Origin of the sequence: Mesorhizobium sp. dw_380, assembly GCF_018588885.1 — a bacterium.
In the GTDB taxonomy this organism is placed as follows: domain Bacteria; phylum Pseudomonadota; class Alphaproteobacteria; order Rhizobiales; family Rhizobiaceae; genus Mesorhizobium.
In genome coordinates this window covers 88,554-101,968 of sequence record NZ_JAFFIW010000013.1, presented here as the reverse complement: position 1 = coordinate 101,968, position 13,415 = coordinate 88,554, and the positions used below count along the sequence as shown (strand labels likewise).

Below are 13,415 nucleotides of genomic sequence, written 5' to 3'. Positions count from 1 at the left end.
AATGCAAGGGGCGCCATGTTGCAGCGCAGCAAAAGTCGTGCGACGCTTGCGCTGACCGAAGGGCATCATTACCACAAACGGAGCTTTTCGTTTTTGGGGACCAAGCAATGAAGGACGTGCTGAAGGAACTCGAGCGCCGGCGCGACATTGCCCGCATGGGTGGTGGTCAGGCCCGCATCGATGCACAGCACAAGAAGGGCAAGCTCACCGCGCGCGAACGCATCGAGGTGTTTCTCGACGAGGGCTCGTTCGAGGAATTCGACATGTATGTCGAGCACCGCTCGACCGATTTCGGCATGGAGAAGACCAAGATCGCCGGCGATGGCGTCGTCACCGGCTGGGGTACTGTCAACGGCCGCCCGGTCTACCTTTTCGCCAAGGATTTCACCGTGTTCGGCGGCTCGCTGTCGGAAGCCCATGCCGAGAAGGTCATCAAGGTGCAGGAGATGGCGCTGCGCAACCGCGCGCCGATCATCGGCCTCTACGATGCCGGCGGCGCGCGCATCCAGGAGGGCGTTGCGGCACTTGGCGGCTATGCCGAGATCTTCCAGCGCAACGTGCTTGCCTCGGGCGTCATTCCGCAGATTTCCGTCATCATGGGTCCGTGCGCCGGTGGCGACGTCTATTCGCCCGCCATGACCGATTTCATCTTCATGGTGCGCGATACCTCCTACATGTTCGTCACCGGACCGGATGTGGTGAAGACCGTCACCAACGAAACGGTCACCGCCGAGAGCCTCGGTGGCGCCTCCGTCCACACGACGAAATCCTCGATCGCCGACGGCGCCTATGACAATGACGTCGAGGCGCTGTTGCAGATGCGCCGACTGGTCGATCTTTTGCCCGCGTCCAACACATCGGAGATTCCCGAGATCGAATGCTACCAGTCGGTCACCGACCATGATTTGTCGCTCGACCGGCTGATCCCCGACAATGCCAACAAGCCTTACGATATCAAGGAATTGATCTTGAAGGTCGCCGACGAGGGCGACTTCTTCGAGATCCAGCAGAATTTCGCGAAGAACATCGTCACCGGGTTCGGCCGCGTCGAGGGCCGCACGGTCGGCTTCGTCGCCAACCAGCCGATGGTGCTGGCGGGCGTGCTCGATTCCGATGCCAGCCGCAAGGCGGCGCGCTTCGTGCGCTTCTGCGACTGTTTTTCCATTCCGATCGTCACCTTCGTCGATGTTCCTGGTTTCCTGCCCGGCACGGCGCAGGAGTATGGCGGGCTCATCAAGCACGGCGCCAAACTCCTGTTCGCCTACGCCGAAGCGACCGTGCCGAAGATCACCGTCATCACCCGAAAAGCCTATGGCGGCGCCTATGACGTGATGGCGTCGAAACATCTGCGCGGCGACATGAATTATGCCTGGCCAACGGCGCAGATCGCGGTGATGGGCGCCCGGGGCGCGGTCGAGATCATCTACCGCAAGGACATTGGCGACGCGGAAAAGATCGCAGCCTATACAAAGACTTACGAGGATCGCTTCCTGTCACCATTCGTCGCCGCCGAGCGCGGTTATATCGACGAGGTGATCATGCCGCACTCGACCCGCCGCCGCATCGCGCGGGCGCTCAGGATGCTGCGCAACAAGGACATGCAAAACCCCTGGAAGAAGCACGACAACATCCCGCTGTGAGGCGCCTGACGGGTCAGCGTTCGCCTTGAGCCGCAACCAGTTCGCGCAGCACCGGCACCATCGCCAGCGGCAAGTCCTCTGCGATCAGCCCGGGTCCGAACCGGCTGCCGGCCTCGGCATGGATCCACACCGCCGCACAGGCGGCTTCGAACGCCGGCATACCTTGCGCCAGCAGCCCGGCGAGGATGCCGGCCAACACGTCGCCCGACCCTGCGGTGGCCAGCCACGGCGCGCCGTTGCTGTTGATCGCCGCTCGGCCATCGGGCGCGGCGATTACCGTATCGGCGCCCTTGTAGACAATAATGACATTGGCACGTGCGGCCGCCGCTCGCGCCTTGTCCAACTTGGACGAGGCATTGTCGCCGGCGATGTCGGGAAATAGTCTCGCGAATTCTCCTTCATGCGGCGTCATCACCAACGCTGGCGCGTTTTGCCGGCGCGCGGCTTCGAACAACACGTCCGGCGCCTGACGAAACGACGTGATCGCGTCGGCGTCGAACACAAGGCCGTCGACCGGTGCGGCAGCATCCTGTGACTGGCCGGAGGCGAGGAGTGTTAGCCCAAAGGTCCGCGTCTTTTCGCCGACGCCAAAGCCAGGCCCGAGGACAAAGACCGACGGCCGGCGTTCGGCGACAAACTCCTCGATGTCAGAGACGTCATCGGTCTTGCGCAGCATGATCGAGGTCAGATGGGCAGCATTGACCTGCATGGCATTCCCCGGCGACAGCACGGTCACCGCCCCTGCCCCGCTTCGGGCCGCGGCGAGCGCCGACAGCCGCGCCGCCCCGGTGGCGCTCGGCCCACCGGAAAAGACCCCGGCATGGCCGCGTTTATATTTATGCGCATCGACAGCCGGCACCGGGAAATCGCGCAGCCAGTGTGCCGGCGTATTCTCGAACGTCTGAAGCTGGAGCCGCGCAATGATGTCGTCGCCAATGCCGATATTGGCGAGCACGATCTCGCCGCATCGCTCTCGGCCCGGCAGGAGCAGATGGCCAGGCTTCTTGCGAGCGAAGGTCACTGTGATTTCGGCGTCAAATGCCTTGCCAAGCACCTTGCCACTGTCGCCGGAAACGCCGGAGGGCAGATCGACCGCGACAACCTGCAAATGCCGATCGGCAGCGAGATCGACAGCCCTAGCGACATCGCCGGACAGCGGCTTGGACAGCCCTGCCCCGTAGAGAGCGTCGACCACGATCGCGCCGGGCTCGGCTTCAAATCCGGACAGCGGCCGAGGCTGGATCGGGCACTCCGCGGCGGCGAGTGCAGCGTCGCTTCGCGGCCTCGGCGCACCCGACGCCCAGATCGTCGTGTCGACGCCGCTGCCGGCCAGGATACGGGCGGCGACATAGCCGTCGCCGCCATTGTTGCCGGGCCCGCAGAGCACATGGACGTGCGTTGCCGCCGGATAGCGTTTGAGAATCTCTGCCGTCACCGCCTCGCCGGCACGGCGCATCAGGCCGATACCGTCGACTGGACCGGCGGCAATCGTCAGCCGGTCCGCTTCGCCCATTTCGGCGGAAGTAAGAAGTTCTTCGCTCATGGATTGCCGATCCGCATTCGATCAAGCATTGTCCAGTTTTCGATCCGAAGCAAACAAAGGAGTTGGCGCGACGGCGATCGTATTGCCCCGGATGGGAGGCATTGCAGGCGAAAAATGCCTGTCGTTTAGGCGATATGCCCAATTATTGTGCCGTCACACCCATTGGCACTGTATAGGCTCCGATGGCCGGTGCCGCATCCGGCGCAGTGGATGACGCGAATTTGCATCCCGGCACGATGGGGCTTTGAAATCGTATGAGACCGCTTCGAATCCCTCGAATTGGCACAGTTCGTGCTTGATGGAGGCGCAAGCGGGGGCTCACAACCCGTTTTTTTGGCAGTGGAGGCCACATTTTACATGAAAAAGATCGAAGCGATCATCAAGCCATTCAAGCTGGACGAAGTGAAGGAAGCGCTTCAGGAGGCCGGACTGCAAGGCATCACCGTGACGGAAGCCAAAGGCTTCGGACGCCAGAAAGGCCATACCGAACTCTACCGCGGCGCCGAATATGTCGTTGATTTCCTGCCCAAGGTGAAGATCGAGGTCGTGCTCGGCGACGATGCGGTCGAAGGCGCGATCGAGGCCATCCGCAAGGCGGCCCAGACCGGCCGTATCGGCGACGGCAAGATCTTCGTCTCCAATATCGAGGAAGTCGTGCGCATCCGCACCGGCGAAACCGGAATGGATGCCGTCTGACGCGACCATCCCCCTCAAAACGTCATCCATCAAAAAACGTCATCACACAGGGATACATGACATGACGACTGCCAAAGACATCATGAAGCAGATCAAGGACAACGACGTGAAATTCGTCGACCTGCGCTTCACCGACCCGAAGGGCAAGCTGCAGCACGTGACGATGGATGTCGTCGAGGTCGAAGAAGACATGTTCGCCGATGGCGTGATGTTTGACGGCTCCTCTATTGCCGGCTGGAAGGCGATCAACGAGTCCGACATGGTGCTGATGCCCGATCCGGACACGGTCCACATGGATCCGTTCTTCGCGCAGTCGACCATGGTCATCCTGTGCGACATCCTGGATCCGGTTTCGGGCGAATCCTACAACCGCGATCCGCGCGGCACGGCCAAGAAGGCCGAGGCCTACATGAAGTCGGAAGGCATCGGCGACACCATCTATGTCGGCCCGGAAGCCGAGTTCTTCGTGTTCGACGACGTCAAGTACAAGGCCGATCCCTACAACACCGGCTTCAGGCTCGATTCCACCGAATTGCCGTCGAATGACGACACCGACTACGAGACCGGCAATCTCGGCCACCGCCCGCGCATCAAGGGCGGCTATTTCCCGGTGCCGCCGATCGATTCCGCGCAGGACATGCGCTCCGAGATGCTGACCGTGCTTGCCGAAATGGGCGTGCGCGTCGAAAAGCACCACCATGAGGTCGCCGCCGCGCAGCACGAACTCGGCATCAAGTTCGACACGCTGGTCCGGAACGCCGACAAGATGCTGATCTACAAGTATGTCGTGCACCAGGTGGCCAACGCCTACGGCAAGACGGCCACCTTCATGCCAAAGCCGATCTTCGGCGACAATGGCTCGGGCATGCATGTCCACCAGTCGATCTGGAAGGGTGGCAAGCCGACCTTCGCCGGCAATGAATATGCCGGCCTTTCGGAGAGCTGCCTGTTCTACATCGGCGGCATCATCAAGCACGCCAAGGCGATCAATGCCTTCACCAACCCGCTGACCAACTCCTACAAGCGTCTGGTGCCAGGCTATGAAGCGCCGGTGCTGCTCGCCTATTCGGCGCGCAACCGCTCGGCCTCCTGCCGCATCCCGTTCGGCTCGTCGCCGAAGGCCAAGCGCGTCGAGGTCCGCTTCCCCGATCCGGGCGCGAACCCCTATCTCGCCTTCGCCGCCATGCTGATGGCCGGCCTCGATGGCATCAAGAACAAGATCCACCCCGGCCAGCCGATGGACAAGGATCTCTACGACCTGCCGCCGAAGGAGCTGAAGAAGATCCCGACCGTCTGCGGCTCGCTGCGTGAAGCGCTGCAGAGCCTCGACAAGGACCGCGGCTTCCTGAAGGCCGGTGGTGTCTTCGACGACGACCAGATCGACAGCTACATCGAACTGAAAATGGCCGAAGTGATGCGCTTCGAAATGACCCCGCATCCGGTCGAGTACGACATGTATTACTCGGTGTAAGAACCTGGTCGCATAGCGTTGCGAGGCCCTTGAAGGATTTCCGCCTTCAAGGGCCTTTTTGCTGCCCATAATACTTCATCGATGGATCGCGTGTGATCAGCCACGCGCCAGGGGGTCGATTGCTTTTGGTTAGGGATCGTTTGGTCTTGCCTGAATTGTGGCCGTCATCGGAAGGCGCAACTCAGGGGTCGCAGCATTCAGCCATTGCGGGCACGTTGACGGACGGCTCCAGGGCGCAATCAATCGCCAGGAGCGAGCGGCACACTGCCTCAGGCTGCAATGCCCGCTCGTCCGGCGCCCCCGCCAATGCCGTCGTTCAGAAACCCCCGCCCCGTTCGAACAGCATCGCTTTAGCGTAACCCCAAGCCCCCGAATACGCATGCCGCAGTGTGATCTGTCAACGCCGCCAGCCGGACGCATGGATCGCCGATTTCGATGCATGAACAGAGGCTTATATTGGGATTGTTGGTGTACGGATGAGCGGGAACAGGCTGTTTTCCGGGCTTTTCCAACGAACTTGGGAACGCATGGCACCAGAGGTGGCAAAGGGCGTCAGCCAAAAGCCCCTCCGTCCGGCGAACTTGCTCGATCCTTTTCAACCTGACTTTTTTTGGGGGTATTCAAATCGCCGCCGTTCGGCACGGCCATATGGACTTCATCCCACGCAGCCATATGGACGATTTCTATGCAGCCGAGGAGGCGGTGCTCAACGCGCTCGTCGCCAACAGCGACATGATCGGCCGCGACGGCAACGTACGCCTGCTTTGCCCCACGCGAAGGTGGTTGCCGCGCTGAACGCGCGGAGCTGTCGCCGGCTGACGGCGACTGGCGCATTCAGAGGGCACATAACAAAAAAGCCCCGGCGTTTTTCCCCGCCGGGGCTTTTTGTTACCGAACTCTCCGGTTGCGGGACATTGATGGCCCGCCTCGCGAAAACAATCAGGCAGCAGCTGAAACCGATGCGTCGGTCGCAACCTCCGAGATCGTCTTCAGCACCTGGGAGGCGATCTGGTAGGGGTCGCCCTGGGAGTTCGGGCGACGGTCTTCGAGATAGCCCTTGTAGTCATTCTTGACGAAGGAGTGCGGCACGCGGATCGACGCGCCACGATCGGCGACGCCATAGCTGAACTTGTTCCATGGCGCGGTCTCGTGCTTGCCGGTCAGGCGCTTGTCATTGTCCGGGCCGTAGACGGCGATGTGGTCCATCAGGTTCTTGTCGAACTGTGCCATCAGAGCCTCGAAATAGGCCTTGCCGCCGACTTCGCGCATGAACTTGGTCGAGAAATTGCAGTGCATGCCCGAGCCGTTCCAGTCGGTGTCGCCAAGCGGCTTGCAGTGGAACTCGATGTCGATGCCGTATGTCTCGGTCAGGCGCAGAAGCAGGTAACGCGCCATCCAGATCTGGTCGGCGGCCTTTTTGGAGCCCTTGCCGAAAATCTGGAATTCCCACTGACCCTTGGCCACTTCGGCGTTGATGCCCTCATGGTTGATGCCGGCCGCAAGGCATTGGTCGAGATGCTCTTCGACGATCTTGCGCGCGACGTCGCCGACATTCTTGTAGCCGACGCCGGTGTAGTACGGGCCCTGCGGCGCGGGATAACCGCTCTCCGGGAAGCCGAGCGGACGGCCGTCCTTGTAGAAGAAATACTCCTGCTCGAAGCCGAACCAGGCATCCTCATCATCGAGAATGGTCGCACGGCTGTTGGAGGCATGGGGCGTGACGCCATCGGGCATCATGACCTCGCACATGACCAGAATGCCATTGGTGCGGGCCGGATCCGGGTAAAGCGCCACCGGCTTCAACACGCAATCGGAGCTGCGCCCCTCGGCCTGCATGGTCGAGGAACCGTCGAAGCCCCACAGCGGCAGCTGTTCGAGCGTCGGGAATTCGGCGAATTCCTTGATCTGCGTCTTGCCGCGAAGGTTGGGGACCGGAGTGTATCCATCGAGCCAAATGTACTCGAGCTTGTATTTCGTCATTCTAGCCTCTCGTTGCTTGATCACCGAACACCAAACGGCGTCGACATGCGTCCGCCGTCGGCAGCCGGCGCTGCCGATTACTAAAATGCAATTCGTGTGCCACTCGGGTCTTGGCAGGTGCGGCAAAATGGCGGGGACGTCGCGTTGAATTTGCTGAGCCGCCTCATCATTGGATACGGACCAGTCAAACGCACATCATGCACAAATATTATGCAAATACTGATCTTTTCGTGGGCATATTGCCTAAAGGAATCGCAGGGCTTATCTTCTGAAGAAGCTGAATCGACAAGCTCCTGAAGAAGAAAGGAGATCGCCCATGGAAATCGTCCACTCCCGTCCGTCGGCAAAAATTCTGATGTTCCCTCTGGCAGCACGCAAGTCTGCCTCAAATTTAGGCGCGAAGGCCAAATTCGCGGCAGAGCTTGCGTCGTTGCGTGACACGCACGCCGATTTTGACGGCTGGTACCACGAAGTGGCCATCGAGGAAGAAAACCAGCGCAAGAGCTGATCCGCTTCTTCAGGTCTCAGACATGAAAAGCCCGGCGTGATCGCTCACGCCGGGCTTTCTGTTGGCCGATGTTCGTCGGCTACTCCTTGGCGTGCAGATCGGTGCCAAGCGTATCCTTGACGAAGATCATGCCGATGACGAGCGTGATGGCGGCGATCACCACCGGATACCAGAGACCGTAGTAGATGTCGCCCTTATAGGCACTAAGCGCGAACACCGTCGCCGGCAGCAAACCGCCGAACCAGCCATTGCCGATGTGATAGGGCAGAGACATGCCAGTGTAGCGGATGCGGGTCGGGAACATCTCGACCAGGATCGCCGCGATTGGGCCATAGACCATGGTCACGAACAGCACCAGGATGAACAGGATGCCAATCGTCATCGGCCAGTTTACAGCCGCCGGATCGGCGAACATGGCGAAGGGGCCGCCGCCCGGTATGTTGTAGACGGTGACTTCGGGCGCGCCTGCGGCCTCGTCCTTGGTCAACAGCTTGTCGGCGACCGCCTTATCGGTCGCAACCGTGGCCTTCTCGCCGTCGCGGATAGCGGCCGCGTCGAGCTTCAGTTCCGGATTGGCCGCGACGAAGGCATCGAGCTTCTGGTCCGCGACCTTGATCGCCGCGCGCTTCAGCGGATAACCGCCGTCCTGCAGCGACATATTGACGGCCTTGACGAAGGCGGCGTCCTTGGCCTTGGCTTGGTCGCCGACGGCAACGGCGTCGTAGGATTCCACCGTCTCGTTGCCGATCTTGACGGACGCAGCCGTTCCGGCCGGAGCGGTCGACACAACATCATAGGGAACCGAGTTCTTGGTCAGGAACGAAGTCGCGATGTCACAAGACGTCGTGAACTTGGCGGTGCCGACCGGATTGAACTGGAACCTGCAGTCGCCCGGCGCTGCCGTTACCGTTGCCCGCGTGCTCAGCTGTGCCTTGGCGAGCGCAGGATTGGCGGCCCAGGTCAGTGCCTTGAACAGCGGGAAAGTGCAAACGATGGCGAGTGCGAGACCCGCCATGATGATCGGCTTGCGGCCGATCTTGTCGGACAGCCAGCCGAACACGACGAAGAAGATCGAGCCGATAGCCAGCGCAATCGCGATCATGATGTTGACCGACTGTGCATCGACCTTCAGCACGTTCTGCAGGAAGAACAGTGCGTAGAATTGGCCGTTGTACCAGACCACGGCTTGGCCGGCGGTGAGGCCAAGCAGCGCCAGCAGTGCGATCTTGGCGTTCTTCCACTGACCGAAGGCTTCCGAGAGCGGCGCCTTGGAGCCCTTTCCTTCTTCCTTCATCTTCCTGAAGGTCGGAGATTCAGAGAGAGACAAGCGGATCCAGATCGAAACGGCGAGCAGCAGGAAGGAGACGATAAACGGAATGCGCCAGCCCCAGGCAGCGTAGCTTTCCTTGCTCAACGATCCTTGAACGATCAGGATGACGATCAGCGACAGGAACAGGCCGAGCGTCGCCGTCGTCTGGATCCATGACGTGTAGAAGCCGCGGCGGTCGTCAGGCGCGTGCTCGGCGACATAGGTCGCCGCGCCGCCATATTCGCCGCCGAGCGCCAGGCCCTGCAGCATGCGCAGGATGATCAGGATCATGGGAGCCGCGATACCCAACGTCGCATAGCCAGGGAGCAGACCGACCAGGAAGGTCGACAGGCCCATGATCGTCATGGTGACGAGGAACGTGTATTTGCGGCCGACGAGGTCGCCGATGCGGCCAAACAGCAGCGCGCCGAACGGGCGCACCAGGAAGCCGGCGGCAAAGGCCAGCAATGCGAAAATGTTACGCGTAGCTTCGGGAATGGTCGGGCTGAAAAAGGTCGAGCCTATGAAGGCCGCCAGCGAGCCGTAGAGATAAAAGTCGTACCATTCGAAAACAGTGCCGAGCGAGGAAGCGAAGATGACCTTCTTCTCTTCCCGCGTCATGCCGCGGCTCGTTCCGCCGGCGGTCGATGCAATTGCCATTGAGTTCTCCTCCCGTGAGACCTGTCCTCGATGCTGAGCGCCATGTCCGCGCTCTCCTCCGAACGCGGACTCGGAAATGCCAAGCCATCACCGAAAAAATGACAGAAAGCGCCCGCCAACGGCAGAGCGCCTTTGGGATTATGACTTTGGTATTAGGTGCAGTGCGGCAATATTGGCCGGTCAGGCCTTGAGCGCTTCGAGAAGGCTGACGGCAGCCATCATGTCGCGTTTGCGGGCGGAGCGGCGCGCAACCGCTTCGGCGTCCTGCCCCCAGTGCTCGATCTGCCAGTCCTCGTCGACATGGCCGGCAGCCCAGGCCGCCTCACTGTCGAGTTCGCCGAAGTCGACGGCCAGCGCCAGCAGCGCCGAGCCGGTCAGCGAGGTCATGAGGTGGATAGCGGCCAGCCGCAGCGGCTCTGCGCGCTGAGCAAGATGGCTGCCCAGAACGGCGATCGTCTCGCGCGGCTGCTCGACATGGATGATGCCCTCTGCAACGTTGAAGCGAGCCCCGAGTGCGGCGCGCGCCCAGTCGATGACCGGGTCCCACTGCGAGTTCTGCCGATCAACCAGCCCTTGCGGCGCGTCGGCGCGGTAACAGAGCAGGTCCGATGAGGCAAAGCGCAGTATATCTTCCAGCACCGCCTGAGGATCGCTGGCAACGCCATCGATGGCGGTGTTGACCAGGCGCATTACCGGCATCGTTACCGGATTGATGGTCTCGCCCTGCTCAGCGAACTCATTGGCAACCAGCGCCGCGGCAGCCTCGGTCGGCAGCGCCAGCAACGCCTTGCCCGGCGTGCGCACCGGCCTGCCGTCGAGATGCACGGCAAAGCCTCCCTCTATCGGCGCAACCGAAACGGTCTTGTAGAAGCGCTTGGGCAGCGGTGTCTTCATCTGAATCTGAGCGCGACGCACCGGATCCGGATCGGAAAGATACTTGCCCGCTTCGAGGTCGTTGAGGATATCACGCATGAAAAATCTCTCTCACACCGGTGTCAGCTTGCGTGCCGGCCGGTTGACGATAATCAGGCCCGCCGCAATCAAGCCAAGTGCCAGAAAAATGCGAATGGTCAGCGGCTCGTTCAAGATGATCGCACCGCACAAAACACCGAAAACCGGCGACAGGAAGGTAAAGCTGGACAGGCCCGAGGCCGGATAGCGGCGCAGCAGCCAGAACCACAGGACATAGGTGAAGGCGACGATGTAGATCGCCTGGAAAAGCAGCGCCAATGTCGGCAGCAACGAGGGATCGCGCACCGGCGGGCCGGCGAGCGGCAGCACCAATATGCCCACGACCGCCGCGCCGGCGAGTTGATAGAGCAGCAGTTTCTCGGCGCTCGCCTCAACCAGCTTCGAGCGCTTGATGAGGATGTTGGTCAGGGCCCAGAAAAACCCGGAGCCAAGACTGAGCAGGTCGCCGAACAGCATATCCCCGCCGCCAAGTTTGTCGGAAAAGACGGCGGCAAGGCCCGCGAAGGCCAAGAGCAGGCCAAGGAACTTGCGTATGGTGATCTGCTCGCCAAGCAAGAAGTGGCCGCCAACCAGCATCCAGAACGGCATTGTGTTGACCAGCAGCGTGTTGCGGGCAACCGTCGTATGTTCCAGGCCGACATAGAGGCAGAGGAACTCGATACCGAACAGCACGCCGACGGCAATGCCGGCGAGCAATGTGCCATCGCGCGTGAACAGCGCGATGGCGCGCCAGCGGCACCAGAGAAAGACGCAAAAGCCGCCGATGACCGAGCGTGCGATCGACAGGAAGACGGGGTCGTAGCCGGCGTAGGAGATCTTGGCGGCAACGTAGTTCAGGCCCCAGGAAAAGGTCAGGCCGACCATGATGGCGGCGGCGGCCATATCGACTGTGTCGCGCCGATCCATTTCGGTTGCCGCGGTCATTGCCTCGATTGACTTTCCAGCTTTGCCAGCAGAGCTTTCAGCGCCTCGGTATTTTGCTTAACCGCTTCGGTGTTCTCACGACCGATCTCGGCCGTCGACCTCTGCCGACTGGCAGCGCCGCGCATAGAGGCGAGCCAGATGATAAAGATCACGAGGAGTGGCAGCCAATATACCAGTTGGCCAACAAACTCTCTCATCTAGTCCTCCGCGCTGGCGTCGTCGAAGCCGATCAGATTCCAGCTCTGCCGCATATGCGGCGGCATGGGTGCCGTGACATCGATGACGCCCTTGTCGGGATGCGGAATGATGATGCGGCGCGCGTGCAGATGCAGGCGATTTTGAATGCCGCCCGGAAAATCCCAATTGGTGTCGGCCTCGAAATATTTTGGATCGCCGATGATCGGACAGCCGATATAGGCGGCATGAACGCGAAGTTGGTGGGTGCGGCCCGTATAAGGCTCCATCTCCAGCCAGGTCATCGTCTGCGCCGCCTGCTCGATGATGCGGTAGTAGGATACGGCGTGGTCGGCGCCTTTTTCACCATGGGCCGCGATGCGCACGCGGTCCCCGTCGGCGGTCGGCTCCTTGATCAACCATGTCGAGATCTTGTCCTCGCGCTTGGGTGGCACGCCCTTGACCAGCGCCCAGTAGGTCTTCTTCGTTTCGCGGGCGCGAAACGCTTCCGACAGCTTCATGGCGGCCAGTCTCGTGCGGGCGACGACCAGCACACCCGACGTGTCGCGGTCGAGCCGATGGACGAGCCGCGGCTTCTCGCCCTTCTGGTTGCGCCAGGCTTCCAGCATGTCGTCGACATTGCGGGTGACGCCCGAACCGCCCTGCACCGCCAAGCCCGCCGGCTTGTTGAAGACGAAAACCTTCGGGTCCTCATGAATCAGCATTTTGGCCAGAACGTCGGCATCGCCCTGGTTGCGGATTGAATGGCCGGTGAGCGGACTCTCGCCCTTCTTGTCCACCTCGAGCGGTGGAACACGCACCACCTGGCCGGGCTCGACACGGCTGTCCGCCTTGACCCGGCCGCCGTCGACGCGGATTTGGCCGGAGCGCAGCAGCTTCTGCAGGTGGCCGAAACCAAGGCCCGGGAAATGGGTCTTGAACCAGCGATCGAGCCGCATGCCCGCCTCGCCGGCCTCCACCGTGATCTGTTCAACGCCTGCCATTTTGTCTTCGCTTGTCCGTTTCTTAGCAGGTCCGGGCCTGCTCTCGGCGCGGCAATAGCATTAAGGCAGGCTTCTTGCGAGCCAAAGACCCAAAAACAGCGCGATGATGGCGCCAATGACGCTGGCCAGCGCATAGCCAAACGCCGGCAGCGTGGCGCCCCGTTCCCACAGCGTCGCGAAATCGAGCGAAAAGGCGGAAAAAGTGGTGAAGCCGCCAAGGATGCCGGTGGCGACCAACAGCCTGACTTCGGTCGATCCGCCACGGCGCGCCAGGATGGCGATGAACAGGCCCATGGCAAAGGAGCCGACGAGGTTGATCGCCATCGTGCCCCAGGGATAGTTGGGGCCGACGAGGCACAGCGCGGCCATACTGGCCAGATGGCGGATGCCGGCGCCGATGCCGCCGCCGATGACAACAAGAAGCAGGTTGAACATGACCGTTTACGGCCCTTGCGAGGGCGGTCAGGTCAATCCCTGGGTGCGTGCAGGCATAGCTCAGATAGCCGAACACGTCTGGAGGCGCCCTCCCTTGCT

General features: G+C 61.4%; 13 protein-coding genes. 5 read left to right on the top strand and 8 right to left on the bottom strand.

Annotated elements, in window-relative coordinates; genetic code table 11:
* Window positions 1-107 precede the first annotated feature (107 nt).
* Window positions 108-1,640, top strand: a complete 1,533-nt coding sequence (locus JT360_RS15625) for an acyl-CoA carboxylase subunit beta (protein ID WP_214472535.1) — start codon at window positions 108-110, stop codon at window positions 1,638-1,640.
* Window positions 1,641-1,653: 13 nt separating this feature from the next.
* Here JT360_RS15625 and JT360_RS15620 read toward each other — a convergent pair whose 3' ends face one another.
* Window positions 1,654-3,183: an NAD(P)H-hydrate dehydratase gene (locus tag JT360_RS15620; RefSeq protein WP_214472534.1), complete on the bottom strand. Its 1,530-nt coding sequence runs from the start codon at window positions 3,181-3,183 to the stop codon at window positions 1,654-1,656.
* Window positions 3,184-3,540: 357 nt separating this feature from the next.
* Here JT360_RS15620 and JT360_RS15615 point away from each other — a divergent pair, with 357 nt between their 5' ends.
* The 3 genes from JT360_RS15615 (at window position 3,541) to JT360_RS15605 (ending at window position 6,145) form a co-directional block, all read left to right on the top strand.
* Window positions 3,541-3,879 (top strand): P-II family nitrogen regulator, encoded by a 339-nt coding sequence (locus tag JT360_RS15615; RefSeq protein ID WP_006205430.1) that lies wholly within the window; start codon window positions 3,541-3,543, stop codon window positions 3,877-3,879.
* Between the two features lie 61 nt (window positions 3,880-3,940).
* On the top strand, window positions 3,941-5,350 hold the full coding sequence (gene glnA, locus JT360_RS15610; RefSeq protein WP_006205431.1) for a type I glutamate--ammonia ligase: 1,410 nt from the start codon (window positions 3,941-3,943) through the stop codon (window positions 5,348-5,350).
* Window positions 5,351-5,998: 648 nt separating this feature from the next.
* On the top strand, window positions 5,999-6,145 hold the full coding sequence (locus JT360_RS15605; RefSeq protein ID WP_214472533.1) for a hypothetical protein: 147 nt from the start codon (window positions 5,999-6,001) through the stop codon (window positions 6,143-6,145).
* A 144-nt stretch (window positions 6,146-6,289) separates the two neighbouring features.
* Here JT360_RS15605 and JT360_RS15600 read toward each other — a convergent pair whose 3' ends face one another.
* Window positions 6,290-7,330, bottom strand: a complete 1,041-nt coding sequence (locus tag JT360_RS15600) for a glutamine synthetase beta-grasp domain-containing protein (RefSeq protein ID WP_214472532.1) — start codon at window positions 7,328-7,330, stop codon at window positions 6,290-6,292.
* Window positions 7,331-7,646: 316 nt separating this feature from the next.
* Between JT360_RS15600 and JT360_RS15595 the strand changes: the two genes are divergently transcribed.
* On the top strand, window positions 7,647-7,838 hold the full coding sequence (locus tag JT360_RS15595) for a DUF2735 domain-containing protein (RefSeq protein WP_214472531.1): 192 nt from the start codon (window positions 7,647-7,649) through the stop codon (window positions 7,836-7,838).
* Between the two features lie 79 nt (window positions 7,839-7,917).
* Here the strand turns inward: JT360_RS15595 and JT360_RS15590 are convergent, their stop codons facing one another.
* The 6 genes from JT360_RS15590 to crcB all read right to left on the bottom strand — a co-directional run bounded on the left by JT360_RS15590 (window position 7,918) and on the right by crcB (window position 13,316).
* A complete protein-coding gene (locus tag JT360_RS15590) occupies window positions 7,918-9,807 on the bottom strand; it encodes an MFS transporter (RefSeq protein ID WP_214472530.1) in 1,890 nt (629 codons plus the stop codon).
* A gap of 180 nt (window positions 9,808-9,987) precedes the next feature.
* Window positions 9,988-10,779 carry an ATP12 family chaperone protein gene (locus JT360_RS15585; protein ID WP_214472529.1) on the bottom strand — a complete coding sequence of 264 codons (792 nt, stop codon included), beginning with the start codon at window positions 10,777-10,779 and terminating at the stop codon, window positions 9,988-9,990.
* Between the two features lie 12 nt (window positions 10,780-10,791).
* Window positions 10,792-11,703, bottom strand: coding sequence for a DMT family transporter (locus tag JT360_RS15580; protein WP_214472528.1), 912 nt, complete (start codon window positions 11,701-11,703; stop codon window positions 10,792-10,794).
* Window positions 11,700-11,900: a hypothetical protein gene (locus tag JT360_RS15575; protein WP_214472527.1), complete on the bottom strand. Its 201-nt coding sequence runs from the start codon at window positions 11,898-11,900 to the stop codon at window positions 11,700-11,702. The genes JT360_RS15580 and JT360_RS15575 overlap by 4 nt, the downstream gene beginning before the upstream one ends.
* Window positions 11,901-12,881: an RluA family pseudouridine synthase gene (locus JT360_RS15570; protein WP_214472526.1), complete on the bottom strand. Its 981-nt coding sequence runs from the start codon at window positions 12,879-12,881 to the stop codon at window positions 11,901-11,903.
* A 60-nt stretch (window positions 12,882-12,941) separates the two neighbouring features.
* Window positions 12,942-13,316 (bottom strand): fluoride efflux transporter CrcB, encoded by a 375-nt coding sequence (gene crcB, locus JT360_RS15565; protein WP_214472525.1) that lies wholly within the window; start codon window positions 13,314-13,316, stop codon window positions 12,942-12,944.
* Window positions 13,317-13,415: the final 99 nt, after the last annotated feature.